This is a genomic window from Streptococcus sp. K0074 (assembly GCF_048843365.1).
GTDB lineage: Bacteria > Bacillota > Bacilli > Lactobacillales > Streptococcaceae > Streptococcus > Streptococcus mitis_BM.
This window is the reverse complement of record NZ_CP184836.1, coordinates 1,415,179-1,440,971: the sequence shown is the minus strand read 5'-3', so window position 1 is coordinate 1,440,971 and position 25,793 is coordinate 1,415,179. Positions and strand designations below refer to the sequence as shown.

Sequence of the window (25,793 nt, the reverse complement as noted above, 5' to 3'; positions counted from 1 at the left end):
GACAAGAAAGAGGACTTGATGTGAAGATTCGGATGCGAAATACGATTCAGTTTGATGAGCAGTTGGAAGTGATTGACCAGCTTTATGACGTGGAAGTGCATGAAAAAGGAGATTATAGCTACCTGCTTTTCTATAATGAGGAAAAGGAAAAAGTGGTTATTAAATTTCATGGTCAAGAACTTGTGATGAGCCGTTTTTCCAATCCCAAGACCATTATGCGCTTTTTAAAGGATAGTGATAGTTTAGCCTATATTCCCACACCTATGGGCATGCAGGAGTTTATCATCCAAACGACTCATTATCAAGTTGATGGGCAAAAGATTGAGCTAGATTATCAACTACAAAATCAAGAGGGACATCCCTTTGCCAGCTATCAATTGGAAATTACTTGGGGCTAGGCTCATGTCTTTTTCAAATTTACCTGGCTATCTTCTCGGATTAGCCTGCTAATGTGGTAGATTAGGCTAATTTTTGGTATAATAAAAGTTATGGAAATTGAAAAAACCAATCGTATGAATGCGCTCTTTGAATTTTATGCGGCGCTTTTGACAGATAAGCAAATGAATTATATCGAGCTCTACTACGCTGATGATTACAGCCTTGCTGAAATTGCCGAGGAGTTCGGTGTCAGTCGTCAGGCTGTCTATGATAATATCAAGCGGACGGAAAAGATTCTGGAAGATTATGAGATGAAATTGCACATGTACTCGGACTACATTGTCCGCAGTCAAATTTTTGACCAGATTTTGGAGCGCTATCCCAAGGATGACTTTCTGCAGGAGCAGATAGAAATTTTAACAAGCATTGATAATAGAGAATAAGAGGAAGAAAAATGGCATTTGAAAGTTTAACAGAACGTTTGCAGAACGTCTTTAAAAATTTACGTAAAAAAGGAAAAATCTCTGAATCTGATGTCCAAGAGGCAACCAAAGAAATTCGCTTGGCCTTGCTTGAGGCCGACGTTGCCTTGCCTGTTGTAAAGGACTTTATCAAGAAAGTTCGTGAGCGTGCAGTCGGGCATGAGGTCATTGATACCCTTAATCCTGCGCAACAAATTATTAAAATCGTTGATGAGGAACTGACAACCGTTTTAGGTTCTGATACGGCAGAAATTATCAAGTCACCTAAGATTCCTACAATCATCATGATGGTCGGTTTGCAGGGGGCTGGTAAAACAACCTTTGCCGGTAAATTGGCCAACAAACTCAAGAAGGAAGAAAATGCTCGTCCTTTGATGATTGCGGCGGATATCTATCGTCCAGCAGCCATTGACCAACTTAAGACCTTGGGACAACAGATTGATGTGCCGGTTTTCGCTCTTGGGACAGAGGTTCCAGCTGTTGAGATTGTTCGTCAAGGTTTGGAACAAGCCCAAGCCAATCATAACGACTATGTCTTGATTGATACGGCAGGTCGTTTGCAGATTGATGAGCTTTTGATGAATGAACTTCGTGACGTAAAAGCATTGGCTCAACCAAATGAAATTCTGCTCGTCGTTGATGCCATGATTGGTCAAGAAGCGGCCAATGTTGCGCGTGAGTTTAATGCTCAGTTAGAAGTAACTGGGGTTATCCTTACCAAGATTGATGGGGATACTCGTGGTGGTGCGGCTCTATCTGTTCGTCACATTACTGGAAAACCAATCAAGTTCACTGGTACAGGTGAAAAGATTACGGACATTGAAACCTTCCACCCAGATCGCATGTCTAGCCGTATCCTTGGTATGGGGGATATGCTCACTTTGATTGAGAAAGCTTCTCAAGAATACGATGAGCAAAAAGCCCTTGAAATGGCTGAGAAGATGCGTGAAAACACCTTTGATTTCAATGATTTCATTGATCAGTTGGATCAGGTGCAAAACATGGGTCCAATGGAAGACTTGCTCAAGATGATTCCAGGTATGGCTAACAACCCAGCCCTTCAAAACATGAAGGTAGATGAGCGTCAGATTGCTCGTAAACGTGCCATTGTGTCTTCCATGACACCTGAAGAACGTGAAAACCCAGATTTGTTAAATCCAAGCCGTCGCCGTCGTATCGCTGCTGGTTCTGGAAATACATTTGTCGAAGTCAATAAATTCATCAAGGACTTTAACCAGGCTAAACAGCTCATGCAGGGTGTCATGTCTGGGGATATGAACAAAATGATGAAGCAAATGGGAATCAATCCAAATAACCTTCCTAAAAATATGCCAAATATGGGAGGAATGGATATGTCTGCCCTTGAAGGCATGATGGGACAAGGTGGTATGCCTGACCTGTCAGCTCTTGGAGGAGCAGGAATGCCAGATATGAGCCAGATGTTTGGTGGAGGACTCAAAGGTAAAATCGGTGAATTTGCCATGAAACAGTCTATGAAACGCATGGCGAATAAAATGAAGAAAGCAAAGAAGAAACGTAAGTAAGACAAGGGAAGGCCGCAGGGCTTTCCTTTTTTAGAAAGAAGAAAAATGAGCACTTCCGTAATTGGAAATGCTCGTTTTTGATGTGTTTAGACTCTTATACTCAATGAAAATTAAAGAGCAAACTAGGAAACTAGCCGCAGGTTGCTCAAAACACTGTTTTGAGGTTGTGGATAGAACTGACGAAGTCAGTAACCATATCTACGACAAGGAGACGTTGACGTGGTTTGAAGAGATTTTCGAAGAGTATTAGTCTTTATTTTCGTATGGCAAGATCAAGTTCAAGATGATTCCTGTCATGGCTGATAGGGCAGTACCTGAAAGGGTAACTGGACCAAGTTTAAGGATAGCTCCTCCAAGTCCAAGGACCAACATAGCACTTGCGATGATGAGGTTACGCATTTGAGCAAAATCAACACGTTCTTTAATCAAGACTTTCAAACCGTTGCTGGCGATAACTCCATAGAGAAGGGTTGACATACCACCAAGAACAGTTGATAAAGAGTCACTAAAAAAGGAACCATAACGGTTCCTAAAATTATTAATTACTTGCTCCAGATGTAGCGTCTGCGCCACCACCGTGGCCTCCAGCATCACCTGAATCAGAAGCTCCAGATGTGGCATCTGCGCCACCGTGTCCTCCAGCAGGAGCTGCAGCATTTCCACCAACTAGACGTTGACCAGTTGTATTGAGGTACCAGTCAAGCCATGGTTGGAAATTAAAGATGATTTCATTGATTCCAGCATATGAACCATCTGGATAGTACATTGCTTGGTAATTATGGGTATTAATAACGCCTTCTGGTGTTCCTGGAACAATTGTACGGACATATTCTTGGTCTCCGTTACGCAATACGCCGACAACCCATTCAACATTTTTCATTCTAGAATCTGGTAATGAACCGTGTACAGTTCCTAAACGGTTTCCTGATTGAGCACGTACACGTTTACCAAACATTGTATTTGGATCTTGGTGTGCGTTATTAAAGTACAAGAACTGGTTATTATCATCTGCAAATGTCAACTCAAATGGCATTGCTTTCAAGAACATGTCAATTTGGTTAACTGTCAAGATACCATGGTCTAATTTAACGTAAGTATCTCCAGAAACAGCTCCAACAAGTTCAGCAGCTTTTTCTACCCATTCAGGATCGTCTGGATCAACACCTTGAATGGTAGTTGCAATTGAATTTGTACAATATAAATCTTCTGGTGCAATTGGTTTTGGTTTTTTCAATTTTGAAACGACTCCCACATATTTTACAAAGTTGTCCAAGCATGTTTCAAGGAAATTAATAGTTCCTTCATTTGTGATATTGCCCTCTGCGTCAAATGCTTCTTTGGCTTTACCAAGAAGGAATTCATTTCCTGGAAGCGTATAGGCATTAACACCTGGAGCGTCAAGAATCTTACGAAGGTGAACTTGGGCACGAGAAGTACCTTGGTCGTAGTAAGAAGCTCCCACAATCATGACTGGTTTGTTTTCAAATGGATGAACTTCGTATGAAAGCCATTCAAGAACAGATTTTAGAGAAGCTGAGATTGTGTGGTTGTGCTCAGGAGTAGCAATAATGACACCATCAGCACGAGTAATTCTGTTATACAAGAGACGCAATTGGAAACTTTCATCCCATTTTTCGTCTTGGTTGAACATTGGAACTTCATCAATTTCGAGGACTTCTAATTCAAATTTGAGTTTGAAGTGACGACGGATGAATTCCAAGAGTTTACGGTTATATGATTGATCGTAGTTTGATCCTACAAGTCCAACAAATTTCATTCTTTTTGGTCTCCTATCTTACAAATTTTCCCAGTCAAAGTCTTCAGCATCTTTGCGAAGTAGGGCTTGTGCGTTGCGCAATTTTTCTGTAATTTTTACAAAGATACGGAAGTCGTCAAAAGTAGCATCCAGTTTTTTGATAACATCAAGATCCACTAGGTCTCCACTTGGGTTAAAAGCTTGAAGAGAATGTGAAAGCAAGAATTCATCTGGAAGGACACTTGCTTTGATTTCTGGTGCATTCAAGATTTGGCGAAGTTGCATTTGGGCGCGTGATGAACCAAGCGTACCGTAAGAAGCACCTGTAATCATGATTGGTTTGTTCAAAAGTGGGTAAATACCATAAGACAACCAAGCAAGAGCGCTCATCAAAACAGCTGGGATAGAGTGGTCGTACTCAGGAGTACCGATAATAACACCATCTGCCTCTTCGATTTTAGTAGCAATTTCCAGAATTTCAGCAGGTACTTGCTTGTCAGCTGGCTTGTTAAAGACAGGGATATCCTTGATTTCAACAAGTTCAATTTCAGCTTTGTCAGCAAAGTGTTTTTGCATGTATTGAAGCAATTGACGGTTTGTAGAACGTTTTGAATTTGTTCCAACAATAGCAATAAGTTTTAACATGAGATTTCCTTTCTCTTTTTACATAATACGATTTTAAAACTCCATTGAAACAGTTGTCTCTATAGAGTAGGGATTCCTGAAGAACAGCTTAGGTGACCTTCCTTATCAATCAGAATCGCTTCGATTCCCTCCAAACTTTCTACTTGCCAAAGGATAGAAGCAGGTCTTTCTCCAAAGAGTCGAGTTGTCCAGATTTCACCATCAACTGATTTATCAGATATGATTGTTAGACTCGCTAGTTCTGTTTCAACAGGATATCCTGTCTGGCTATCAAAAATGTGATGGTAATCTTTTCCATCGACTGTCAGGTGACGTTCATAAATGCCTGAAGTCACGACAGATTGATTGACAACAGGGATGGTCATTAAGTGATTTCCCCTCGGATTGGCTGGATCTTGAATCCCGATTTGCCAAGGTTGATTTCCTCTTGCCTGATTTTTTCCAATGGTCAGGATATTCCCTCCCAGATTAATCAAGGCAGAAGTCACTCCCTCTGCTCTCAGAAATTGGGCAACCTTATCTGCACTATATCCTTTGGCTAAACAACCTAGATCGATCTTCATTCCTTTCTGTTTTAAAAACACAGTAGAAGTAGAAGAATCTAACTCGATATAATGAGGATTGATTAGAGGGAGTACCGATTCAATTTCTTGAGGTTGGGCGACCTTGGCATCTGAAAAACCGATACGCCAGGTTTGAATTAAGGGACCAATGCTGATGTTGAGATGGCTAGAGGGCGCTAGGCTATGCTCTAACCCAAGTGAAATCAGTTCAAACAGGTCTGGATGAACCTTGACAGGAGCTATTCCTGCTTGATAATTGATTTCCATCAATTCAGATTCTTGGCTATTGGCATTGAAGCGGTATTCGAGCTCTCTGAGTAAATCAAAGGATTTTTGGAGCAAGCTATCTGCTCGCTCATCCACTAATGAAATAGTGATAGTGGTTCCCATTAGGCGTTCAGAATGTGAACGAAGAGGCAAGCTACCAACTCCTTTCTCTTATGAAAAGAAGGTTGAAATATAGTAAATTTATGAAAAATGAACCCCTTACATTTTCTTTCCATGATACTAGCATACCATAAAGTCAGCGTTTTCACAAATAAAATTTGTAAAGATGTCAAGAAATATGCTCAGGAAATGAAGAAAAATTGCAAGAATCCGTGTTAAGATACAGATTATTTACAATTTTTTACAAAAAAATAGGAAAAATCAGCCAAACTCTTGTAAACGCTAACAGTAAATGTTATACTAGTAGGGTAAATTTAGAATGAAGGTAGGAAATTTTTTATGAGTAAGATCGTTGTAGTCGGTGCTAACCACGCTGGTACAGCATGTATTAATACTATGTTGGATAATTTTGGAAATGAAAACGAAATCGTTGTATTTGACCAAAACTCTAACATCTCTTTCCTAGGATGTGGAATGGCCCTTTGGATCGGGGAACAAATCGACGGTGCTGAAGGCTTGTTCTATTCTGATAAAGAAAAATTGGAAGCTAAAGGTGCTAAAGTCTACATGAACTCACCAGTTCTTTCAATTGACTATGATAACAAAGTAGTTACAGCAGAAGTTGAAGGAAAAGAGCACAAAGAATCATACGAAAAATTGATTTTTGCTACAGGTTCTACACCAATCTTACCACCAATCGAAGGTGTTGAAATTGTCAAAGGAAACCGCGAATTTAAAGCAACTCTTGAAAATGTACAATTCGTTAAATTGTACCAAAACGCTGAAGAGGTGATTCACAAATTGGCTGACAAGAGCCAACACCTTAATCGTATTGCCGTTGTTGGTGGTGGTTACATCGGTGTTGAACTTGCTGAAGCCTTTGAACGTCTTGGAAAAGAAGTTATCCTTGTTGATATCGTTGATACTGTATTGAACGGTTACTATGATAAAGACTTCACACAAATGATGGCGAAGAACTTGGAAGATCACAACATCCGCTTGGCTCTTGGTCAAACTGTTAAAGCAATCGAAGGTGACGGTAAAGTTGAACGCTTGATTACTGATAAAGAAAGTTTCGACGTGGATATGGTTGTTCTTGCAGTTGGTTTCCGTCCAAATACAGCCCTTGCTGATGGTAAGATTGAACTCTTCCATAACGGTGCCTTCCTTGTAGACAAGAAACAAGAAACATCTATCCCAGGCGTTTACGCAGTAGGTGACTGTGCGACTGTTTATGACAACGCTCGTAAAGACACAAGCTACATCGCCCTTGCTTCAAATGCAGTTCGTACTGGTATCGTTGGTGCCTACAACGCTTGTGGACATGAATTGGAAGGAATCGGTGTGCAAGGTTCAAACGGTATTTCAATCTACGGTCTTCACATGGTTTCAACTGGTTTGACTCTTGAAAAAGCTAAAGCTGCTGGTTACAACGCAACTGAAACAGGTTTTAACGATCTTCAAAAACCAGAATTCATGAAACATGACAACCATGAAGTAGCAATTAAGATTGTCTTTGACAAAGATAGCCGTGAAATTCTTGGTGCACAAATGGTTTCACACGATTCTGCAATCAGCATGGGAATCCACATGTTCTCACTTGCTATCCAAGAGCATGTGACAATCGATAAATTGGCATTGACAGACCTATTCTTCTTGCCACACTTCAACAAACCTTACAACTACATCACAATGGCTGCACTTATAGCTGAAAAATAAAATTTGATGAACTATCTGGCCTTAAGTTAAGGTCAGATAGTTTTTTAGATGATTTGTCCCCATACAATTATGGTTTTTTTATCTTGTGATTCCTCCAAATCTGACTTAAAATGAAATAGTAGCTACCAATACAAATGATGAGGATAAAACAAATGACTGAAAATCGTTATGAACTAAATAAAAACTTGGCACAGATGCTTAAAGGTGGGGTTATCATGGACGTTCAAAATCCTGAACAGGCCCGTATTGCAGAGGCTGCTGGTGCGACAGCTGTGATGGCCTTGGAGCGAATTCCAGCTGATATTCGTGCAGCTGGTGGTGTTTCTCGTATGAGTGATCCAAAGATGATCAAGGAAATCCAAGAAGCGGTTAGCATCCCAGTGATGGCCAAGGTCAGAATCGGGCATTTTGTTGAAGCTCAGATTTTAGAGGCTATTGAGATTGACTATATCGATGAGAGTGAAGTTTTATCTCCAGCTGACGATCGTTTCCATGTGGATAAGAAAGAATTCCAAGTACCTTTTGTCTGTGGGGCTAAGGACTTGGGTGAAGCCTTGCGACGTATTGCTGAGGGTGCCTCTATGATTCGTACCAAAGGAGAACCAGGTACAGGAGATATCGTCCAAGCTGTTCGCCATATGCGTATGATGAATCAGGAAATTCGCCGCATTCAAAATCTACGTGAGGACGAACTTTATGTTGCTGCCAAGGAATTGCAAGTCCCTGTAGAATTGGTTCAATATGTCCATGAGCATGGAAAATTGCCAGTTGTAAACTTTGCGGCTGGAGGCGTTGCAACGCCAGCAGATGCGGCATTAATGATGCAATTAGGGGCAGAGGGTGTCTTTGTCGGCTCAGGTATTTTCAAGTCAGGAGATCCTGTTAAACGAGCGAGTGCCATTGTCAAAGCGGTAACTAACTTCCGTAATCCTCAAATTCTAGCTCAAATCTCTGAAGATCTAGGGGAAGCCATGGTTGGTATCAATGAAAATGAAATCCAAATCCTCATGGCTGAGCGAGGGAAATAGATGAAAATTGGAATATTGGCCTTGCAAGGTGCCTTTGCAGAACATGCAAAAGTGTTGGATCAATTAGGTGTCGAGAGTGTTGAAATCAGAAATTTAGAGGATTTTCAGCAACATCAGAGTGACTTGTCAGGTTTGATTTTACCTGGAGGAGAGTCTACAACCATGGGCAAACTCTTACGCGACCAGGACATGCTGATTCCCATTCGAGAAGCCATTCTATCTGGCTTACCAGCCTTTGGAACCTGTGCAGGCTTGATATTGCTGGCTAAGGAAATTACTTCTCAGGAAGAAAGTCATCTTGGAACTATGGATATGGTGGTCGAGCGCAATGCCTATGGGCGCCAACTAGGAAGTTTCTACACGGAAGCAGAATGTAAGGGAGTCGGTCAGATTCCAATGACCTTTATCCGTGGTCCAATTATCAGCAGTGTTGGACAGGGTGTAGAAATTCTAGCAAGAGTTGATAATCAAATCGTTGCAGCCCAAGAAAAAAATATGCTGGTAACTTCTTTTCATCCAGAATTGACTGATGATGTGCGCTTGCACCAGTACTTTATAAATATGTGTGACAAAAAGATAGTGGAATAAAAATTGATAAATCAAGCTTCGATTCGCTTTTTCCAAAGAATCATTTTTTAAGTCATCTGACAGTATTCTGTGATTTTAGATTTATTTACGATAAATTAGAAAAGAATGATTGTTTTGACTTAGCGCATACAGCTTATATGCTGAATATGGTGTTCAAGTATCTTTTATTGAAAGCACTTTAGAGGATGGAGTTAAAATACTATTCTATACTCCTTAATACTCTTAGAAAATCTCTTCAAACCACGTCAGCTTCACCTTATCGTAGATATGGTTACTGACTTCGTCAGTTCTATCCACAACCTCAAAACAGTGTTTTGAGCTGACTTCGTCAGTTTTATCTGCAACCTCAAAGCTATACTTTTAGCAACCTGCGGTTAGCTTCCTAGTTTGCTCTTTGATTTTCATTGAATATATAGTGGTTTGAAATAAGATGTGTGCAACTTGATTAGGGAAATCAAATTAATTTCTAGAAATGTTTTAGTATCCACGATGTACTATTCTAGTTTCATTTTACTATAAAAATGATGTATGGGATTGGTCAAAAAGAACACTTTGAAAATAGCAAAAAACGAGTATCTCTACAGATGGAGATACTCGTTCTATTATGTATAAAGCTATGAGTCTGTCGTCCTACGTAAGGTGCGCGTCGAAGGTTATACCTAAAAAACTCCAAACGCGATACAATAAAGGGGATTAAGCCAATTCTAAAGATTTTTTAAGAGGTAAGTGATGAGTTAAGATCAATGGTGTTTTAACAAGGTGAAAAGGGTCAGGCAAAAAGTCTTTAAAATCAGAAAACGCATAATATCAGGTGTTGAATTTTACAACGTTTTTTGTTTTTGTCTTTGGTATTCCTTTGCAAAAAAGAATACAACATTTTGTTGTATCCTAAATATTAAATCAAGTCCTGAATTTTCTTAAGTTTTTATCATATTTTCTGTTATAATTAAGGTGCCTTAAGAAAAATATTAAGGTGCCTTAAGAAAAATAATGAAAAAACTAAATGTTTTTCATATAGTTTTCATTGTTTTAATAGTTTAAAGTCAATCTTATTTTTCTCTAATAGAAAATAATGAAAAAGTAGGTTTAGAAAGAGGTAAGTATCTATGTCTTCTCATAAAAAAGTGTCACTCTCTGAGATTAATCAATCTATCGATACTCCAAATAACAATCATTTCTGGCAAAATTTAAAGGCCTTCTTGGGTCCAGGTGCCCTTGTCGCAGTTGGTTATATGGATCCAGGAAACTGGATAACCAGTGTGGTTGGAGGTGCATCCTATAAGTACAGTCTCTTATTTGTCATCTTGATTTCATCACTCATTGCTATGCAGCTTCAGCAGATGTCAGGAAAGCTTGGAATTGTAACTCAAATGGACTTGGCTCAAGCAACGGGTCATCATTCACCCAAATGGCTTCGTTATAGCTTATGGGTGATTTTGGAGTTGGCCTTGATGGCGACAGACCTGGCAGAAGTTCTAGGTTCAGCGATTGCTCTCAATCTTCTTTTTAAGATTCCGATTATGATAGCCATCCTTTTGACGGTTCTAGATGTCTTTCTCTTATTGCTTTTGATGAAATTTGGCTTTAAGAAGATAGAAGCTATTGTGACAACACTGATTTTAACGATTTTAGCAATCTTTACTTATCTGGTAGCTTTATCAAATCCAAGTTTCCAAGGAATCGCTGAGGGTTATTTACCCAATTCGACCTTATTTGAGAGTCCTTTGCCAGGTCATGAAAGTCAATTAACTTTAGCTCTGGGGATTGTAGGTGCGACGGTTATGCCTCATAACCTCTATTTGCATTCTTCCTTGTCTCAAACTCGGAAAATCAATCACAAGGACAAGGATGATGTTCGAAAAGCGGTGCGCTTTATGACCTGGGATTCAAATCTCCAATTATCCTTGGCCTTTGTGGTTAACTCCCTTCTATTAATTCTCGGGGCGGCTCTCTTTTTCGGCCATGCATCTGAGATTTCTGCCTTCTCTCAAATGTATAATGCCTTGCAGGATTCTACTATTGCAGGAGCTATAGCTAGCTCGACCTTATCAACCTTGTTTGCCTTGGCTTTATTAGCCAGTGGTCAAAATTCGACAATTACGGGTACCTTGACTGGACAAATCGTTATGGAAGGTTTCTTGCATATGAGATTACCTCAATGGTTCATTCGTTTGGCAACTCGTCTCTTTGCTTTGTTGCCTGTCATGATTGTAGCGGTTCTGTTTGGTCATCAGGAAAAAACATTGGATCAGTTATTGGTTTATTCACAAGTCTTTCTTTCGATTGCTCTTCCATTTTCAATCTTCCCACTGATTTATCTAACTTCTAAGAAATCACTGATGGGAGAATTTACCAATGCCAAATGGAATACCATCCTTGGCTATATCGTTTCCATTATCTTAACAATTCTCAATGTGAAATTGTTATTTGATATTTTCTAAGAAATTCACCCGAGTTATAAAACAAGCATATAAGAAAAAAGATACCCAAGATTTCTTGAGTCTACTGAAAAAGTCATCAAATTGATGGCTTTTTTGTTATACTAGAGATGAGGTGACATAATGCTTGATAATCAGTTAACTATGGATGTCAGTCCTTATTCTAGTTTGTATGATATCGTGGTTCCTAAAACCCACTTTTTACGTCAGCTAACTGAACTCTGTGATTTTAGCTTTATTTATGATGAACTAGAAAAGAATTATCGTCCCGATTTTGGGCGTAAAGCTTATTCACCGATTATGATGTTCAAATATCTCTTGTTAAAAGATATTTATAAGTTATCAGATGTAGATGTGGTAGGACGTTCCTTGTCAGATATGGCCTTTAAATTTTTTCTTGGTCTGGCTCCTGAGGATTCTGTTATCGAGCCATCCTCTCTGACAAAATTTAGAAAGCTAAGAATTAAAGATGATAAACTGCTTGATGTATTGATTCAGAAGTCTGTTCAAATTGCACTCGAACATAACTTGATTAAGAGTAAAATCCTCATTGTGGATGCCACTCACACCAAATCTCATTATAATCATAAGAAACCCCAAGAAATCCTTAGAGAGCGTTCAAAAGCTTTACGTAAAACAATTTATCAACATTCAGAAGATATCAAAATAGAATTTCCAAAGAAACCTCAGGAAGATAACCTCGAAGCAGAGTTGACCTATACAGAGGAGTTAATGGCTGTGGTTGAAAAACACGAGGAACTCTTAGCCTTACCGGCTGTTTCTCAAAAGTTCAATTACCTAAAAGAGGCTGTCGAGGACGACTTAGAACATTTGGAAGCTTCTGTTAAGGAGGAGGCTAGGCTCGGACATAAGACAGCCGACAGCTCTTTCTATGGATATAAAAGTCATATCGCTATGACGGATGAACGGATTATTACTGCTTGTGTGGTCACTTCTGGCGAACAAAGCGATGGGAAATATTTACCTGAATTATATGCCAAAACAAAGGAAAATAGTCTGGACATCGAGACTATTATTGGTGATGCGGCTTATTCAGGAAAGGACAACATTCAACTAGCTCGCAAAGAAAAGATTCATTTGGTTTCAAAACTGAATCCTTCTGTTTCAAAAGGTTACCGTAAAGAAGAGGATGCGTTTGAATTTAATAAAGATGCAGGGCTATTTGTCTGTCCAGAAGGACGCATGGCTGTTCGCAAAGCAAGGACAGGGAAAAAACATCAAAATAAGAATCAAGTTGTCACTCATTACTTTGACATTGAGAAGTGCAAGAGTTGCCTTTCCAAGGAAGGATGTTATAAGGAGGGGGCAAAGTCTAAAACTTATTCAATAGCCATTAAGAGTGACGATCATCTTTTTCAGAAGAATTTCAGGAAACACCTTATTTTAAAGAAATGGCCAGACATCGCTATAAAATCGAAGCAAAGAATGCCGAACTAAAACAGAGACATGGCTTTGATGTCGCGAGAGCATCGGGTCTTTTCAGCATGGAGTTACAGGCAGCCACAACCATCTTCGTGGTCAATATGAAACGAATTATGACCTTAATAAATACAAAATAACCGAGGAACTCGCTCAAATTAACGAGAGATTCCTCGGTTTTCATTTCATTAAAAGTAAGAGACCTATTTTTTCAGTGGACTCGTCGGAGAGTGTGGGGATTTTTATTTAAGCTTTTTTCAAAAATTGTGTTTCTTTTGGAATAATTAATTGTTCCGAGTAAAAAATATATTCAATTCCTTTACTAGGTTTTGTCACAGAATAATTTAGATAATACTTTTCATTCCTAAGGTTGCTATACATTTTAAAAATTTCATCAGAAACATCATATGTAAGAATCCAATTTTTATTAGACATATATTTTTTTATGGATTTGGCTAAACTAAGATGATTTTCATGATTATAGAAGTTTGTATATAATCCAGGTCCTTTTTTATAATAAGGTGGATCAAAAAATGTAAAAGAATTTTTTGTTCTAGAAATATTTAAACGAATAAACTTTTCAGCATCCATATTATAAAGTTTAATACGTTTTTTTAGAGATGCAATCAATGTAATTTTCTCAATAATTTTTTCTCTATTGAATCGACAATCAAGTTTGTAATCTCCGTCTTGTTTTAATCCACCAATTACACCTGCTTTTATAATTCCTGAACGATTTGTACGATTGAGGAACAAAGTTGAAAAACCTAGAGAAAGCAGATCCTCACAATTATCTTTATTATTCTGGATATCTCTTTGAATTTTCCATTCTTCGATAGTGACAGGTGTGGTCTCAATTTTTTTAATCAGCTGTTCAGTATAATTTAACACAGAATACCAAAAAGCATAAATTGCTTTATCAAAATCATTTACCATGATTTTTTCTACGTCATTATTAAAAAGTAACCTCAAAGCAATTCCCATTCCGCCCATATAAGGCTCAATATAAGTTGTTGAATTGTTAGCTACAACGAGCTCTCTAACATAATCGTAAATTTGAGACTTTCCACCTGGATATCTTAAAGGGCTAATATTTTTCATAAATCATTCCTCCTTTCTATTTATAATACCCTATTTAAAAAATTTTGGCCAGTTTTATAATCCAGGTATTTTATTATTTTTGGCCACAAAATCGTATGCTTTTTTTAATGATTTTTCAAATTCATTAACAGAATCAAGATTCTTATTCTTCCAATACACTATTGGATTATTTTGCCCTTTCCAATTTGATTTTTCATCATTAAACCAATCCTTCCAAACTTCTCTAGGTTTTGTATTTTTGTATGTACCATTTTGTTTTTTATATTCTTCTTCATATGAGCCGTTCTTTATGAATTCTAGAACATGGTACTTGGGATTATTCATAAAAACTGAATAATTATAGCCATCATTAGTCTGCTTCCAAAATCCAGAGTTTGGATCGTTTAATATATCAAAAACAAATTCTTCTGGATTAACTTTTGAGCCATGATTAGGTAGGGTAATAAAATTTTTGTACTTACTATTGTCTATTTCTTGATCACCATCTAAACATATAATGGAGTTTTTTGTAAATTCAGGAACTTTATGTTTGTGAAGCGATTGATATTGGCTTGAAGAAATACTAACTCCATTGATCGACTTGATTCTTTTTGAAATAGCTAAATTATTACTATCTTTAAATCCTTGAATTAGACTTTTGAAAACAAAATATGCTTCAGAGTCTTCAAAATAAATTTTTACTTTATCTAATATTAGTTCTTGATTTACTTGGGCTAGTAATTCATTTTTAAACTTATATAAAAAGTCAAGTTCAGTTATTTTGATATCTGAAATATCAGATTCATTGGTTGTAAAAATTTTAACATCGCGATTTACTCTTTGGTTTTTTATTTTTTCTGTTTCAAGATGTTCTAAAAGAGTAAGTGAATGAGTAGTTACGAATATTTGTATATTCCATGCTCGAGCTTTTTCTAAAAATATATCGAGAAGTTTATTTTGTGCAGCAGGGTATAGTGTTGCATCAACTTCGTCAACTAATAAAATTCCACCTTTATAATCATCCGGATAATTATCTTTTAATTTTTTAAATGAATACAATGCAAGTAATAGTTGTCCAACAATATCTTCTCCTGAGGAAATCATTTCTATTGTACGTTCAGGATCTATATATGCAGCAGTTTGCTTTTTTGTATTAGTCTCAGTGGCAGTTAAATTATTAGGATAATCTTTAAGCAATACGGATTTATATAAAATATGGATATCTTCCTTATCTTGTTCTGAAATATCAAGAACAAAATTTTTATTTCTAGTTTTGACTAATGGTGTTAGTCGATCAAGACCAAGGTAAATAACAGGATGGATATAATTGGCGGATTCATTATTATCCCGTCTAGTTACAAAACGAGGCAAGATTCTGTCTTTATGATTAGTAGTTTTAAGTTTGAAGTGTTCATTATTATCTAAAGTTATATTGATATGTTCGGTTTCTCTAATATCTTTTTCAGACAGTTTAAAATGTTCATTTGAAGAGGATTCAAATGGTTTACCAAAATGAGTAAGAATGGAATTATACTCAGTTATAAGTTCTGAATCTTGGTCACGGTCTAATTTAGAAAATTTTGTTTTATTAAGTTCTTGACACTCTGGAGAAATAAATTCAATGACTTTATTATTATATGAAAAACCTTGGGCAATCATTCCAAGAATTGTAGATTTTCCAGTTCCGTTTTTTCCTGAAATTATATTAACGTAATTTGATGGTTGAAAAGACAACTCTTTTATCAACCTGAAATCTTTTATTTTAAGTTCTTTGATATAGACCATATTTACACTCCTACAATATTCTTAAACTCTTCCTGAATCATATCTTCACCCCAAGTTGTCGAAATCTTGTGTCTTTCAGCAAATTGGAGCCAGTTGAAGTCTGATACTTCGTACTGTGCGAGTTCTTCAGAGATGAGATGTCTAATCATGAAGCGGTCTGCTTCGTTCTCGTATTTGTATAGCAATCGCTTGTAATGTGCTGGATTGTGGTTTATATGCCCCAATTCGTGCAGGATAACCTTTTCTCGCTCCTCTAGAGGTAAATCCCCATTGACGTAAATAATGCGCTCATCGGGGAAATAGAAGCCTCTACGCTCCCACATGGTTTCAGGGAAGAGATAGAGTGTGACTTGGTATTCGTCTAAGAGTTCATTTACTTTCAATATCCGATACCCCCAAAGAGAGTTTAATGATTTGAGCAATCTTGTCCACATCATCGTCAGAGAGTGGCTTACCGTCGAACAGAACAACACGTTCACGAAGATTTGACAAGTCAACTACACGGCCGTCTGGAGTAGTGACGGTATCCTTTGCAATAGTCGGATTATCTGTTCGTCCGAGCAGGTAGTCGGTTGACACGTTGAAGTAGTCGGCGATTTGTTGTAGCCGTTCGGCAGAAGGTTGATTCCTCTTCAACCCATACAAAGAATTTTTGCCTAGTTTTAGTTTATCTTCTAAAGTATTTAGCGAAATCCCTTGTTTTTCACATAAATCTTTTACGATTTCAAAAGTAGAAAACATTGATTTATCAGCCTTTCTAAGACATGACAAAAAATATTTTATAAAATACGCAAAAAGTAGTTGACATTATTTTGCGTTTACGCTAAAATAGTTTTTGTAAGTTAATGAGTTAGTAAAAAACGAAGTTAAAACTTATCTAAAAATAAATAGCTTTAGTGAGCGAGTAAGTTGATAGATATAAGGTTTTATCAAGGTTTTTAATTATGCTTTCATTTTAGCAGATACGCTAAAAGCTGTCAAGCGTTTTATAAAATAATTTACTAACTCTTTAACTTAATTAATTAAAAAGGAGGAGGTCGCATGAGCCAACAACACCGTAAATGGATTGAGCTTGTAAAGGAGCGAATTGAAAAACGTGGGTGGTCGCAGACTGATTTGGCTATTGTTGTAGGCGTTAGTCCGTCGGCCATCACGCAACTTTTCAAAGATGGTAAAGGAAGTGATGACTTGAAGCTTCGCATTAATAAAAAATTGCGAATCAGTGAGTCGTGGGAAAAGTTTGAGGAGTAGGAAAATGGAAGAAGTAATTACAATAAGTAAACGTGAATTACAAGAAATGATTGCTGAAGCAGTCGCCAATAAAATAGTTAAGGTTAGAAAAGATTTTGGTCAAGTCGCTATCACTGATGAAGACATTCGTATCGTAAATAACAATCATCCTAAAGTCCTTGATTTACTTCAAAATCCTTATAAGAGAGAAATAGGTAGTGAAATCTATCCAATCATAACAGGGATCCGTTGGGACAGTAATATTGGTAGTGACTCTAAAATATTTTTAACAAACAGATTGAGGGATAGAAAAGGAATTTACTATCATTCGAAACCGAATCTTTATAGTTCCCTCATCCATGAACAATTAAAATCTCTTGTTTTATCTCTACATGGTGCAACAGTAATAAAAGATTTGACAGATGATGAGTTTCAAAACGCTTTGGAAACATATAACGAATTTAAAAATTTCTTTTTGGATAGGTACAACGTCCGTCTAACAAAATTAAAACAAGAATTTCCAGAATTGTAAAACAAAAAAGTACCTGACAAAGTCAGATACTAAACGGAAAGATTTGAGGAATAGGAGGAATGACATGAACGAAGTTATTAAAGTGACTGTGAATGATAATCACGATCCGATTGTGTCTGGTCGTCAGTTGCATGAGGCATTGGGAGTAAAAACACCATATGATAAATGGTTCCCACGCATGACTGAATATGGATTTACAGAAAACGAAGACTTTTCGACATTTTTGTCGGAAAGTACAGGAGGACGCAGAGCGACTGACCACATCATCAAGCTAGACATGGCTAAGGAAATCGCCATGATTCAGCGAACGGATAAAGGAAAAGAAGTCCGACAATACTTCATCCAAGTAGAAAAGGACTTCAACAGCCCTGAGAAGATTATGGCAAGAGCCTTGCTCATGGCAGACAAGAAGGTTCATAAACTGGAAGCTCAGATCGAGGCTGATAAACCGAAGGTACTCTTTGCGGACGCTGTGAGTGCTAGTCACACATCTATTTTGGTCGGAGACCTTGCTAAACTCATCAGTCAAAACGGCTACAAAATCGGAGGAAATCGTCTTTTTGTCTGGTTGTGTGAAAATGGCTACTTGATCAAGCGAAAAGGCTCTGACTGGAACATGCCAACACAACGAAGCATGGAGATGAAACTCTTTGAAATCAAGGAGTCAACCATCACACATCCAGACGGACATATCTCTGTCAGCAAGACCGTCAAAGTCACTGGCAAGGGGCAACAGTACTTTATCAAAAAGTTCTTGAGTAAAGATGAAGTAGCGGGGTAGGGAAATTCAAATTAAAAAGCACGGCTGAAAACAACAGTGCTGAGTTATTTGTGAAATTACTGGTTGAATTGCCTAGAGTTTAGTTCTGCAATAATGGATAAAAATACTCCAGCAAGTTACCAAGTCGCTGGAGGTGTGGATTTTTTATAGATCAACGTTGGTAAGACTGAAATCACTTCGGAGGTTCCACTTCCTACACATGCATCATTCACTGCGAATACTAATTCTCGGGAAGTTCTGGGGAAAGAGTTAAAGTTTCCACCCTACTCGTACATTTGCTATCACAAAAGCACGGCAGGTCGATAACTCATTCCCTTTTCTCCACACTAGTTACTTGTCAGTTGGAAAGACTGATGTTCATTAGTGAGAACGTTTTTCAAAGGTTGATCACATTTCTATACAAAAACTCGGACAAATAAAGCGTCCTCCCTTCGTAAAGATATATTCATTATGCAAAATCAAGTTGATTAACGCATCGGTCTTAAGACTGATTTTTGGAGGCAATATTGGAAGATAAAGTCATTGAACTAGCTGATTACTTAATCAGCGAGAATACAACTTACAGAGAAGCTAAAATAGCATGTGAGAAGCTATTGAAACAAGTCAGCCATGAGATAGAACTCAGGGCGCTGGAAAGCAAGACGAGGGTATGAAAGAAACAATAAACGAATTTCTAAAATTCAGAAGTCAATTTACAAAACGAGAATGGATTGAAATTAACCAAGTTGTCGAAGCTCGTTTAAATGAAAAAGCCGACCAGTTGAAACTGGACGACTCGGATGTAGAAATCATTTCTAAAAGACTAGAAAAAGTTATCTAGAAACGACTTGAATGAGCAGCAGATAAGGAGATTAGAAATAGAAAGGAGAAGTTATGACAAATTTTAAAAAATTGGATCTTCAACTAATCTTTCAAAAATCCAATTAACGATTACACTTCTGTCAGCAATGATTTTCTCAAAGATTCGAACCTAGAACCTGCTTCTATCGGCATCTTGATGGTAGTTCTCAGCAATAAAGAAAACTGGATTGTTTATCCAGAAGAAATTGCAAAGCGCTTAGGGGTGAGTCGGGATATGGTAGATAGGCATTTCAAGAAGATAGAGAAAGCTGGTTATCTCAGAACTTTTAAAAAGAGTCTCGGACGAGGTAAAGGAGTTCAGACATTTCGGTTCTTCTCAGATGTTAAAATTACCGATTTTCAATTTGAAATTATGCTACAGAGATTGGAAGAAGCTTTACAAAAGTTATCTACAGATTAGCAGTTACATTTCCTTATTTTACAAATCTGTATTTTACAAATCTGTATTTTACAAATCAGTATTTTACAAATCAGTAAAATAAGGCACTAATAAATATTAACTAACAACAAGTATTAAATAACAATAAATATTAATTAACAACAAGTCCTACTTCTCTAAATAAAAGAGAGGGTAGAAAAAATAAATACAAAAAAGCACCTGACGGCAATCAGGCACTAACTAAAAATATTCAAGGAAATTATATCATGAATGACTTAATGAATCAATTATTAGACCAGTTTGAAGCTGGATTGATGGATAGAACTTTAAAAGTGATGAACGTCATCACAGATGAAAAGAAACGTTATCCGATGGAATTAAACAAGTCGCAATGTTCTGAGATGTTACTTGGCACAAGAGACACAGGAACGTTTGATGATCGTTTTAATAGTCATCAGGATTTTCCACGGATAAAAGGAAAACGTGAGAAATATCCAAGGGATGCCGTAATTCAATGGTATCACAACAATTGGCAACGTACTGCTAATTAGAAGAAACGGCATAAATTTTTTAACAAAAATTAAAGATTTAGAGGAGAAAAACAATGATTGACAAAGACCAAATTATCAAAGCGCAACAGGAAAAAATTGAACGCATTGAACAGCTACAAGAGAAGCTACATAAATTATCTATGCTTGGATTGCTAACTGTAAAACTTTTAGGGCTACCTAATGAGTTAGAAAAGCCATTGAAAGTAATCCACGACATCTCACATGTCATCAAAGACGTATTAAATGGCATGGATCCAGAACGATCGATTAAAGAGAATTTGCCAGAAGTAGACGAGGAGGAAGAATAATGTTTGAACCACCATTAATCAACCAGCTTTTAGGAACTGGTGCAGTGCTTTTAGGATTCATTGGAGCTGGGATTCTAGCACGACAAATGGAACTGCACGAACTTGAAAAACAACGCAAGTTAGAAGAACGTGACACGAAGATTATACAAGCGTTTAACGAAGCGGTTGAAATCGGTCGTGAGCTTGAACGTGAGGAAATCCGTCAAAACATCCGCAGAGAGTTTCAAGGATTTACGTTTGATAATGAACGCCCTGAAGGTTTACGTCCTGAACCATTAGCATTACCAGAACCACGAAGAGCACGCTATGCAAAGCGTTTTGGATAGAGCAAAGGGGACGTTAATGACTAGAATTGAACTTGAAAACCGTGTATGGCTTTTGGCCAATCATGAAGAAAAAAACGAATTGCTGGATCTTGGGCTAACATCCAAGGCTAGATATGTGAAACGAGTGCTTGAGCTTGGAAAGGTGTATGCTCATGTTTGATTATGACAGAGATATGATGCAACCGCCTGAAGAACGAGAAGAACTTGACCCAAGCCAGTATGTGGATATCGGATGCGGTAGACGTCGATATGTGGGTGATGAAGTATGATTGAAGAATTACACGCAGAAATCGACAACTGGCGAGCTGAATATATTCATCTCGGCCGAGAGCTGGGGCAAATCATCAACGAACAACAAAATATTATTTTGAAATTGCAAAACGAAAATCGACGCTTGAAGCGTGAAAATTGGAACCTTAAGAAGACGAAAGGTAGAAAGAAATGAAAAAACGATTGTATTACAAAAAATGGAAACAAGAACTTAGAGAGGAAATGAAGGCAGAAACTGACGGCGAGTATCTAACCGAGAAAATGGTTAGAAAAATGAGTATTAACGACATGTTACATTATTTTCGAAAATTAGCATTAGAAGATGCTGGATACTGTGGGACAATGTTTAATTACTAAAAGAAAGATGGGAATAAAATGAGTTACGAACTAACACAAAAACAAATTACATCATCAGTTGCAGCACGCATTGGAGAAATGCAAAACGAAGGGCTAATGATCGCACCGAATTATAGCGTTAGCAATGCGCTGAGTTCGGCATATTATGCTCTAAAAAATTCCAATAGTGGGAATTTGCTCCAGCAATGCACTCAAGACAGCGTTTATAACGCATTGTTAGAAATGGTAACCCAAGGACTAAGCCCAGCTAAAAAGCAATGCTACTTTATCAAATACGGCTCTGACGTCCAATTGAGAATGTCTTATTTTGGGACCATTAAAGTTACTAAAGATTTGCAAGAGGTGAAAGACGTTACTGCAAATGTTGTTTACGAAGGTGACACGCTAGATGTAGCAGTTGAAAACGGGCGTAAAAAGTTAGTCAAGCATGAGACAGATTGGCGGAACGCAGATAATCCAATAATTGCTGCTTATTGCATCATCACTCGAACGGATGGAGAAGAGTTCTTTGAAGTCATGACTAAAAAACAAATTGACAAGTCTTGGTCTAAAGCGAAAACGAAAAATGTTCAAATAGATTTCCCTGATCAGATGGCTATGAGAACGGTTATCAATCGTGCAGCTAAAATGTTTATCAACACAAGCAATGACAGCGACTTGTTCGCCGGAGCAATCAATAACACAATTGCTGATGAGTATGACAATGGTCGTCAAGTGAAAGAAGCTGAACCAGTGAGAGAAGAGGCTGAAACATTGGATAGCATCCTTGGAGCTTCTGAAGAAGTGACTGAAAAACCAAAAAAAGAGGTTATCAACCAGGAGTTGACAACCACAGATGCAAGCTCCTCAGTAAATGAAACTCCAGACTTTGACGAAGAAACAGGCGTAGTAATTGACCAAGAGCCAGAAAATGGTCAAATGGACATGCTAGAAGGGGAGGATTTCTAAAATGGTTGAAGAATTAAAAGATGTAACGGATAGTCTAGAACTCGTTCCAGTAACAGATTTAGAGATTGGTTTTGTTCTAAAAGCTGCTGAAATCGAAATCCAAGGCAAAGAAGTTTTGGAGCAAGCTTTAGAGTCCTACAAAAAGAAATACGCTGGCTATATCGTTACAGAAGAAACTTTATCAGATGACATTAAAGTCAAAGACGAGTTGGGACGAGTACAGCGTCAGATTGAACAAGAACTTAAAAACCAGCTTTCAGAATACTCTAAACCTCTTGACGAAGCAAAGGCTTGGGTTGATAGCATATTAGACCCTATCAAAACTTTGCAGACAGACATTAAAAATCAAATCAGGGAGTTTGAGGAGAGAGAGACAGAAGCCCGAAAGGAAACGGTCAGAGAAGCTTTTGAATCTGCAATCGCAGAAAGTGGTACAGAACTTGACATCAAGCTGTTTGCTATTTACTTTGACGATTTTAGCAAGAAGAAGTGTTTTATGGCCGATAATGTGCGAATCAATCAAGCTACTTCTAAGATGATTGTCGGATTGGTTGCAGAAGAAGCCGCTAAGAAGCAACAACGTGAAGCTGGACTTATCCAGATTACAGAAGCGGCAGCTAAAGCTGGTTTCGGACCTACTGTCTACATTCGCAGTTATGACCAGGGAGCGAAACTTGTTGATGTTTTGCAAGCAATTCTTGATGACAAGACATTAGCTGAACGAGCTAAAGCGGAAACCGAACTAAAAAAGCGTATTGATGAAATGACTGCTATCGCAGTAGCTAAAGGTTTGAATCCTGAAAAGTACGTTGATTTGCTAAGAGAGGGGCGCTCTGCTTTGGATACTATTGATATCTTACATGCAGACGCAGATGAACTTAGACGGACCAAAGCAGAAGCGAAACAAGATACTCAGGATCAATTCTACGCCCAAAATCAGCCTGAATTTGGGTCAGAAAGCAGTTCAGGGGGCAATCATACCCTAGAGCAAGAAACAGGCCGAAAATCGCAAAATATGGCTTCTGAGGATGGCGTTAAAAAATATGGTTACAAATTTACTGTAGATTTAATTTTTCCAGCAGAAAACGCAAAGGAAACAAAGGAGCAATTTAAAGAATGGCTCAATGCTCATGGCGTTCAATTTGAGCCACAAACAAAATCAGTAAAGGTGGAGATGAAATGACAATGGATTTACTTGGAAAAGATTACTACTCGGTAGATTCTGCACGTCGCTACTGGTCCATCTCGCAATACAAGCGATTTAGGGAGTGCGAAGCACGGGCATTGGCGGAGCTAGAGGGAGAATGGGAAGACCAAAGAGACAACACAGCCCTCTTGGTTGGTAACATGGTTCACAGCTATTTTGAAAGTCCAGAAGCACATAAGAAGTTTATGGATGAAAATGCAGATGTCATGATTTCGAAAACCGGGAAAACCAAAGGTCAGTTAAAATCTGACTTCTTAGTCGGCCAGCGAATGATCGAGCGACTGGAAGCTGACAAGCAATTTATGGAGTATTATGTCGGTCAGAAAGAGGTTGCTGTCACAGGCGAAATCGAAGGAGTGGAATTTAAAGGCAAGATTGACTGTCTCAATGTTGAAAAAGGGTATTTCGTGGATATTAAGACCACGAAATCTGACATTGATAGCATGGTTTGGGTTCAGGATGAAGCAAGCGGGCGAAATATTCAAGTCCGCTGGTTCGAAGCTTGGGGATATATCTTGCAGATGGCAGCGTATAAGAAAATGCTAGAAGAGAAGTATGGCAAAAAGTTCACCCCTATCATCTACGCAGTGACAAAAGAGACGACCCCCGATACCGAGCCTACTGAAAAAGTCATTAAATTGATGGCTTTTTTGTTATACTAGAGATGAGGTGAAATAATGCTTGATAATCAGTTAACTATGGATGTCAGTCCTTATTCTAGTTTGTATGATATCGTGGTTCCTAAAACCCACTTTTTACGTCAGCTAACTGAACTCTGTGATTTTAGCTTTATTTATGATGAACTAGAAAAGAATTATCGTCCCGATTTTGGGCGTAAAGCTTATTCACCGATTATGATGTTCAAATATCTCTTGTTAAAAGATATTTATAAGTTATCAGATGTAGATGTGGTAGGACGTTCCTTGTCAGATATGGCCTTTAAATTTTTTCTTGGTCTAGCTCCTGAGGATTCTGTTATCGAGCCATCCTCTTTGACAAAATTTAGAAAGCTAAGAATTAAAGATGATAAACTGCTTGATGTATTGATTCAGAAGTCTGTTCAAATTGCACTCGAACATAACTTGATTAAGAGTAAAATCCTCATTGTGGATGCCACTCACACCAAATCTCATTATAATCATAAGAAACCCCAAGAAATCCTTAGAGAGCGTTCAAAAGCTTTACGTAAAACAATTTATCAACATTCAGAAGATATCAAAATAGAATTTCCAAAGAAACCTCAGGAAGATAACCTCGAAGCAGAGTTGACCTATACAGAGGAATTAATGGCTGTGGTTGAAAAACACGAGGAACTCTTAGCCCTACCGGCTGTGTCTCAAAAGTTCAATTACCTAAAAGAGGCTGTCGAGGACGACTTAGAACACTTGGAAGCTTCTGTTAAGGAGGAGGCTAGGCTTGGACATAAGACAGCCGACAGCTCTTTCTATGGATATAAAAGTCATATCGCTATGACGGATGAACGGATTATTACTGCTTGTGTGGTCACTTCTGGTGAACAAAGCGATGGGAAATATTTACCTGAGTTATATGCCAAAACAAAGGAAAATAGTCTGGACATCGAGACTATTATTGGTGATGCGGCTTATTCAGGAAAGGACAATATTCAACTAGCTCGCAAAGAAAAGATTCATTTGGTGTCAAAACTGAACCCTTCAGTTTCAAAAGGTTACCGTAAAGAAGAGGATGCGTTTGAATTTAATAAAGATGCAGGGCTATTTGTCTGTCCAGAAGGACACATGGCTGTTCGCAAAGCAAGGACAGGGAAAAAATATCAAAATAAGAATCAAGTTGTCACTCATTACTTTGACATTGAGAAGTGCAAGAGTTGCCTTTCCAAGGAAGGATGTTATAAGGAGGGGGCAAAGTCTAAAACTTATTCAATAGCCATTAAGAGTGACGACCATCTTTTCCAGAAGAAATTTCAGGAAACACCTTATTTTAAAGAAATGGCCAGACATCGCTATAAAATCGAAGCAAAGAATGCCGAACTAAAACAGAGACATGGCTTTGATGTCGCGAGAGCATCGGGTCTTTTCAGCATGGAGTTACAGGCAGCCACAACCATCTTCGTGGTCAATATGAAACGAATTATGACCTTAATAAATACAAAATAACCGAGGAACTCGCTCAAATTAACGAGAGATTCCTCGGTTTTCATTTCATTAAAAGTAAGAGACCTATTTTTTCAG

At 37.9% G+C, this 25,793-nt stretch carries 29 protein-coding genes and 3 pseudogenes; 24 read left to right on the top strand and 8 right to left on the bottom strand.

Features of this window, described 5'->3' with window-relative positions; genetic code table 11:
• Positions 1–20 precede the first annotated feature (20 nt).
• The 3 genes from ACN076_RS07030 to ffh all read left to right on the top strand — a co-directional run bounded on the left by ACN076_RS07030 (position 21) and on the right by ffh (position 2,404).
• Positions 21–398, top strand: a complete 378-nt coding sequence (locus tag ACN076_RS07030; RefSeq protein ID WP_223330726.1) for a DUF1934 domain-containing protein — start codon at positions 21–23, stop codon at positions 396–398.
• Between the two features lie 90 nt (positions 399–488).
• Complete coding sequence (locus tag ACN076_RS07025) at positions 489–821, top strand: putative DNA-binding protein (protein WP_000402066.1); 333 nt, start codon at positions 489–491, stop codon at positions 819–821.
• An 11-nt stretch (positions 822–832) separates the two neighbouring features.
• Positions 833–2,404 carry a signal recognition particle protein gene (gene ffh / locus ACN076_RS07020; RefSeq protein ID WP_042751012.1) on the top strand — a complete coding sequence of 524 codons (1,572 nt, stop codon included), beginning with the start codon at positions 833–835 and terminating at the stop codon, positions 2,402–2,404.
• A 246-nt stretch (positions 2,405–2,650) separates the two neighbouring features.
• Here ffh and ACN076_RS07015 read toward each other — a convergent pair.
• The 4 genes and pseudogenes from ACN076_RS07015 to ACN076_RS07000 all read right to left on the bottom strand — a co-directional run.
• A pseudogene (locus tag ACN076_RS07015) lies at positions 2,651–2,896 on the bottom strand (solute carrier family 23 protein); the annotation flags it as partial.
• 46 nt (positions 2,897–2,942) lie between these two features.
• A complete protein-coding gene (locus tag ACN076_RS07010; protein WP_285300904.1) occupies positions 2,943–4,181 on the bottom strand; it encodes an NAD(P)H-dependent oxidoreductase in 1,239 nt (412 codons plus the stop codon).
• Between the two features lie 18 nt (positions 4,182–4,199).
• On the bottom strand, positions 4,200–4,805 hold the full coding sequence (locus tag ACN076_RS07005; RefSeq protein WP_420789688.1) for an NADPH-dependent FMN reductase: 606 nt from the start codon (positions 4,803–4,805) through the stop codon (positions 4,200–4,202).
• A gap of 59 nt (positions 4,806–4,864) precedes the next feature.
• Positions 4,865–5,788 (bottom strand): FAD:protein FMN transferase, encoded by a 924-nt coding sequence (locus tag ACN076_RS07000; protein WP_420789687.1) that lies wholly within the window; start codon positions 5,786–5,788, stop codon positions 4,865–4,867.
• Between the two features lie 306 nt (positions 5,789–6,094).
• On the opposite strand from ACN076_RS07000, the gene nox reads away from it, so the two are divergent.
• From nox to ACN076_RS06975, 5 genes and pseudogenes are all read left to right on the top strand, one after another.
• Positions 6,095–7,474, top strand: coding sequence for a H2O-forming NADH oxidase (gene nox / locus ACN076_RS06995; protein WP_420789686.1), 1,380 nt, complete (start codon positions 6,095–6,097; stop codon positions 7,472–7,474).
• Positions 7,475–7,626: 152 nt separating this feature from the next.
• On the top strand, positions 7,627–8,502 hold the full coding sequence (gene pdxS / locus ACN076_RS06990; RefSeq protein ID WP_261071445.1) for a pyridoxal 5'-phosphate synthase lyase subunit PdxS: 876 nt from the start codon (positions 7,627–7,629) through the stop codon (positions 8,500–8,502).
• Positions 8,503–9,090 (top strand): pyridoxal 5'-phosphate synthase glutaminase subunit PdxT, encoded by a 588-nt coding sequence (gene pdxT / locus ACN076_RS06985; protein ID WP_420789685.1) that lies wholly within the window; start codon positions 8,503–8,505, stop codon positions 9,088–9,090.
• A 1,106-nt stretch (positions 9,091–10,196) separates the two neighbouring features.
• Complete coding sequence (locus ACN076_RS06980) at positions 10,197–11,531, top strand: Nramp family divalent metal transporter (RefSeq protein WP_115253498.1); 1,335 nt, start codon at positions 10,197–10,199, stop codon at positions 11,529–11,531.
• Between the two features lie 120 nt (positions 11,532–11,651).
• Positions 11,652–13,108 (top strand): annotated as a pseudogene (locus ACN076_RS06975) (IS1182 family transposase).
• A 106-nt stretch (positions 13,109–13,214) separates the two neighbouring features.
• Here the strand turns inward: ACN076_RS06975 and ACN076_RS06970 are convergent.
• Genes ACN076_RS06970 through ACN076_RS06955 form a run of 4 tightly spaced genes read right to left on the bottom strand, consistent with a single transcriptional unit; the run spans position 13,215 to position 16,574 of the window.
• Positions 13,215–14,069 (bottom strand): DNA adenine methylase, encoded by an 855-nt coding sequence (locus ACN076_RS06970; RefSeq protein WP_000790386.1) that lies wholly within the window; start codon positions 14,067–14,069, stop codon positions 13,215–13,217.
• Between the two features lie 54 nt (positions 14,070–14,123).
• Entirely contained in the window at positions 14,124–15,833 is a 1,710-nt protein-coding gene (locus ACN076_RS06965) for an AAA family ATPase (RefSeq protein WP_000262544.1), read from the bottom strand.
• 2 nt (positions 15,834–15,835) lie between these two features.
• Entirely contained in the window at positions 15,836–16,219 is a 384-nt protein-coding gene (locus ACN076_RS06960; protein ID WP_420790247.1) for an ImmA/IrrE family metallo-endopeptidase, read from the bottom strand.
• Positions 16,203–16,574, bottom strand: coding sequence for a helix-turn-helix domain-containing protein (locus tag ACN076_RS06955; protein WP_420790246.1), 372 nt, complete (start codon positions 16,572–16,574; stop codon positions 16,203–16,205). Before ACN076_RS06955 ends, ACN076_RS06960 begins: the two co-directional genes overlap by 17 nt.
• Positions 16,575–16,874: 300 nt before the next feature.
• On the opposite strand from ACN076_RS06955, the gene ACN076_RS06950 reads away from it, so the two are divergent.
• From ACN076_RS06950 to ACN076_RS06875, 16 genes and pseudogenes are all read left to right on the top strand, one after another.
• A complete protein-coding gene (locus ACN076_RS06950; RefSeq protein WP_143877243.1) occupies positions 16,875–17,084 on the top strand; it encodes a helix-turn-helix domain-containing protein in 210 nt (69 codons plus the stop codon).
• 4 nt (positions 17,085–17,088) lie between these two features.
• Positions 17,089–17,595, top strand: coding sequence for a hypothetical protein (locus ACN076_RS06945; RefSeq protein WP_420789684.1), 507 nt, complete (start codon positions 17,089–17,091; stop codon positions 17,593–17,595).
• 64 nt (positions 17,596–17,659) lie between these two features.
• Positions 17,660–18,376, top strand: a complete 717-nt coding sequence (locus tag ACN076_RS06940) for a phage antirepressor KilAC domain-containing protein (RefSeq protein ID WP_420789683.1) — start codon at positions 17,660–17,662, stop codon at positions 18,374–18,376.
• Positions 18,377–18,882: 506 nt separating this feature from the next.
• The gene (locus ACN076_RS06935; protein ID WP_420789682.1) at positions 18,883–19,029 is read left to right on the top strand and encodes a hypothetical protein; all 147 of its coding nucleotides are present in this window, start codon (positions 18,883–18,885) and stop codon (positions 19,027–19,029) included.
• Positions 19,026–19,196 (top strand): hypothetical protein, encoded by a 171-nt coding sequence (locus ACN076_RS06930; protein WP_261014009.1) that lies wholly within the window; start codon positions 19,026–19,028, stop codon positions 19,194–19,196. Before ACN076_RS06935 ends, ACN076_RS06930 begins: the two co-directional genes overlap by 4 nt.
• A 255-nt stretch (positions 19,197–19,451) precedes the next feature.
• Complete coding sequence (locus ACN076_RS06925) at positions 19,452–19,637, top strand: hypothetical protein (protein WP_420789681.1); 186 nt, start codon at positions 19,452–19,454, stop codon at positions 19,635–19,637.
• Between the two features lie 245 nt (positions 19,638–19,882).
• Entirely contained in the window at positions 19,883–20,167 is a 285-nt protein-coding gene (locus ACN076_RS06920; protein WP_420789680.1) for a DNA-binding protein, read from the top strand.
• Positions 20,168–20,220: 53 nt separating this feature from the next.
• On the top strand, positions 20,221–20,475 hold the full coding sequence (locus tag ACN076_RS06915) for a hypothetical protein (RefSeq protein WP_420789679.1): 255 nt from the start codon (positions 20,221–20,223) through the stop codon (positions 20,473–20,475).
• Positions 20,475–20,801, top strand: a complete 327-nt coding sequence (locus tag ACN076_RS06910; protein ID WP_420789678.1) for a hypothetical protein — start codon at positions 20,475–20,477, stop codon at positions 20,799–20,801. The genes ACN076_RS06915 and ACN076_RS06910 overlap by 1 nt, the downstream gene beginning before the upstream one ends.
• Positions 20,802–20,817: 16 nt before the next feature.
• Positions 20,818–20,961 (top strand): hypothetical protein, encoded by a 144-nt coding sequence (locus tag ACN076_RS06905; protein ID WP_000196747.1) that lies wholly within the window; start codon positions 20,818–20,820, stop codon positions 20,959–20,961.
• Between the two features lie 105 nt (positions 20,962–21,066).
• Positions 21,067–21,246 (top strand): hypothetical protein, encoded by a 180-nt coding sequence (locus ACN076_RS06900; protein WP_420789677.1) that lies wholly within the window; start codon positions 21,067–21,069, stop codon positions 21,244–21,246.
• Entirely contained in the window at positions 21,243–21,428 is a 186-nt protein-coding gene (locus ACN076_RS06895) for a hypothetical protein (RefSeq protein WP_078352975.1), read from the top strand. The genes ACN076_RS06900 and ACN076_RS06895 overlap by 4 nt, the downstream gene beginning before the upstream one ends.
• Positions 21,429–21,446: 18 nt before the next feature.
• Positions 21,447–22,376: a recombinase RecT gene (locus tag ACN076_RS06890; protein WP_420789676.1), complete on the top strand. Its 930-nt coding sequence runs from the start codon at positions 21,447–21,449 to the stop codon at positions 22,374–22,376.
• 1 nt (position 22,377) lies between these two features.
• Positions 22,378–23,559, top strand: a complete 1,182-nt coding sequence (locus ACN076_RS06885; RefSeq protein WP_420789675.1) for a DUF1351 domain-containing protein — start codon at positions 22,378–22,380, stop codon at positions 23,557–23,559.
• Positions 23,556–24,197, top strand: a pseudogene (locus ACN076_RS06880) (PD-(D/E)XK nuclease-like domain-containing protein); the annotation flags it as partial. The gene ACN076_RS06885 and the pseudogene ACN076_RS06880, both read left to right, overlap by 4 nt.
• A gap of 63 nt (positions 24,198–24,260) precedes the next feature.
• Positions 24,261–25,718, top strand: a complete 1,458-nt coding sequence (locus tag ACN076_RS06875) for an IS1182 family transposase (RefSeq protein WP_101786106.1) — start codon at positions 24,261–24,263, stop codon at positions 25,716–25,718.
• Positions 25,719–25,793: the final 75 nt, after the last annotated feature.

Excerpts from the sequence above, each read along its gene's own strand:
- ACN076_RS06950 (WP_143877243.1), top strand. The coding sequence starts at position 16,875 with ATGAGCCAACAACACCGTAAATGGATTGAGCTTGTAAAGGAGCGAATT.
- ACN076_RS06940 (WP_420789683.1), top strand. The coding sequence starts at position 17,660 with ATGAACGAAGTTATTAAAGTGACTGTGAATGATAATCACGATCCGATT.
- ACN076_RS06885 (WP_420789675.1), top strand. The coding sequence starts at position 22,378 with ATGGTTGAAGAATTAAAAGATGTAACGGATAGTCTAGAACTCGTTCCA.
- ACN076_RS06925 (WP_420789681.1), top strand. The coding sequence starts at position 19,452 with ATGGTAGATAGGCATTTCAAGAAGATAGAGAAAGCTGGTTATCTCAGA.
- ACN076_RS06930 (WP_261014009.1), top strand. The coding sequence starts at position 19,026 with ATGAAAGAAACAATAAACGAATTTCTAAAATTCAGAAGTCAATTTACA.
- ACN076_RS06890 (WP_420789676.1), top strand. The coding sequence starts at position 21,447 with ATGAGTTACGAACTAACACAAAAACAAATTACATCATCAGTTGCAGCA.
- ACN076_RS06980 (WP_115253498.1), top strand. The coding sequence starts at position 10,197 with ATGTCTTCTCATAAAAAAGTGTCACTCTCTGAGATTAATCAATCTATC.
- ACN076_RS06955 (WP_420790246.1), bottom strand. The coding sequence starts at position 16,574 with ATGTTTTCTACTTTTGAAATCGTAAAAGATTTATGTGAAAAACAAGGG.
- ACN076_RS06965 (WP_000262544.1), bottom strand. The coding sequence starts at position 15,833 with ATGGTCTATATCAAAGAACTTAAAATAAAAGATTTCAGGTTGATAAAA.
- nox (WP_420789686.1), top strand. The coding sequence starts at position 6,095 with ATGAGTAAGATCGTTGTAGTCGGTGCTAACCACGCTGGTACAGCATGT.
- ACN076_RS06895 (WP_078352975.1), top strand. The coding sequence starts at position 21,243 with ATGAAAAAACGATTGTATTACAAAAAATGGAAACAAGAACTTAGAGAG.
- ACN076_RS06900 (WP_420789677.1), top strand. The coding sequence starts at position 21,067 with ATGATTGAAGAATTACACGCAGAAATCGACAACTGGCGAGCTGAATAT.
- pdxT (WP_420789685.1), top strand. The coding sequence starts at position 8,503 with ATGAAAATTGGAATATTGGCCTTGCAAGGTGCCTTTGCAGAACATGCA.
- ACN076_RS07025 (WP_000402066.1), top strand. The coding sequence starts at position 489 with ATGGAAATTGAAAAAACCAATCGTATGAATGCGCTCTTTGAATTTTAT.
- ACN076_RS06915 (WP_420789679.1), top strand. The coding sequence starts at position 20,221 with ATGATTGACAAAGACCAAATTATCAAAGCGCAACAGGAAAAAATTGAA.
- ACN076_RS07010 (WP_285300904.1), bottom strand. The coding sequence starts at position 4,181 with ATGAAATTTGTTGGACTTGTAGGATCAAACTACGATCAATCATATAAC.
- ACN076_RS06905 (WP_000196747.1), top strand. The coding sequence starts at position 20,818 with ATGACTAGAATTGAACTTGAAAACCGTGTATGGCTTTTGGCCAATCAT.
- ACN076_RS06945 (WP_420789684.1), top strand. The coding sequence starts at position 17,089 with ATGGAAGAAGTAATTACAATAAGTAAACGTGAATTACAAGAAATGATT.
- ACN076_RS06875 (WP_101786106.1), top strand. The coding sequence starts at position 24,261 with ATGCTTGATAATCAGTTAACTATGGATGTCAGTCCTTATTCTAGTTTG.
- ACN076_RS06970 (WP_000790386.1), bottom strand. The coding sequence starts at position 14,069 with ATGAAAAATATTAGCCCTTTAAGATATCCAGGTGGAAAGTCTCAAATT.
- ffh (WP_042751012.1), top strand. The coding sequence starts at position 833 with ATGGCATTTGAAAGTTTAACAGAACGTTTGCAGAACGTCTTTAAAAAT.
- ACN076_RS06910 (WP_420789678.1), top strand. The coding sequence starts at position 20,475 with ATGTTTGAACCACCATTAATCAACCAGCTTTTAGGAACTGGTGCAGTG.
- ACN076_RS07005 (WP_420789688.1), bottom strand. The coding sequence starts at position 4,805 with ATGTTAAAACTTATTGCTATTGTTGGAACAAATTCAAAACGTTCTACA.
- pdxS (WP_261071445.1), top strand. The coding sequence starts at position 7,627 with ATGACTGAAAATCGTTATGAACTAAATAAAAACTTGGCACAGATGCTT.
- ACN076_RS06920 (WP_420789680.1), top strand. The coding sequence starts at position 19,883 with ATGAATGACTTAATGAATCAATTATTAGACCAGTTTGAAGCTGGATTG.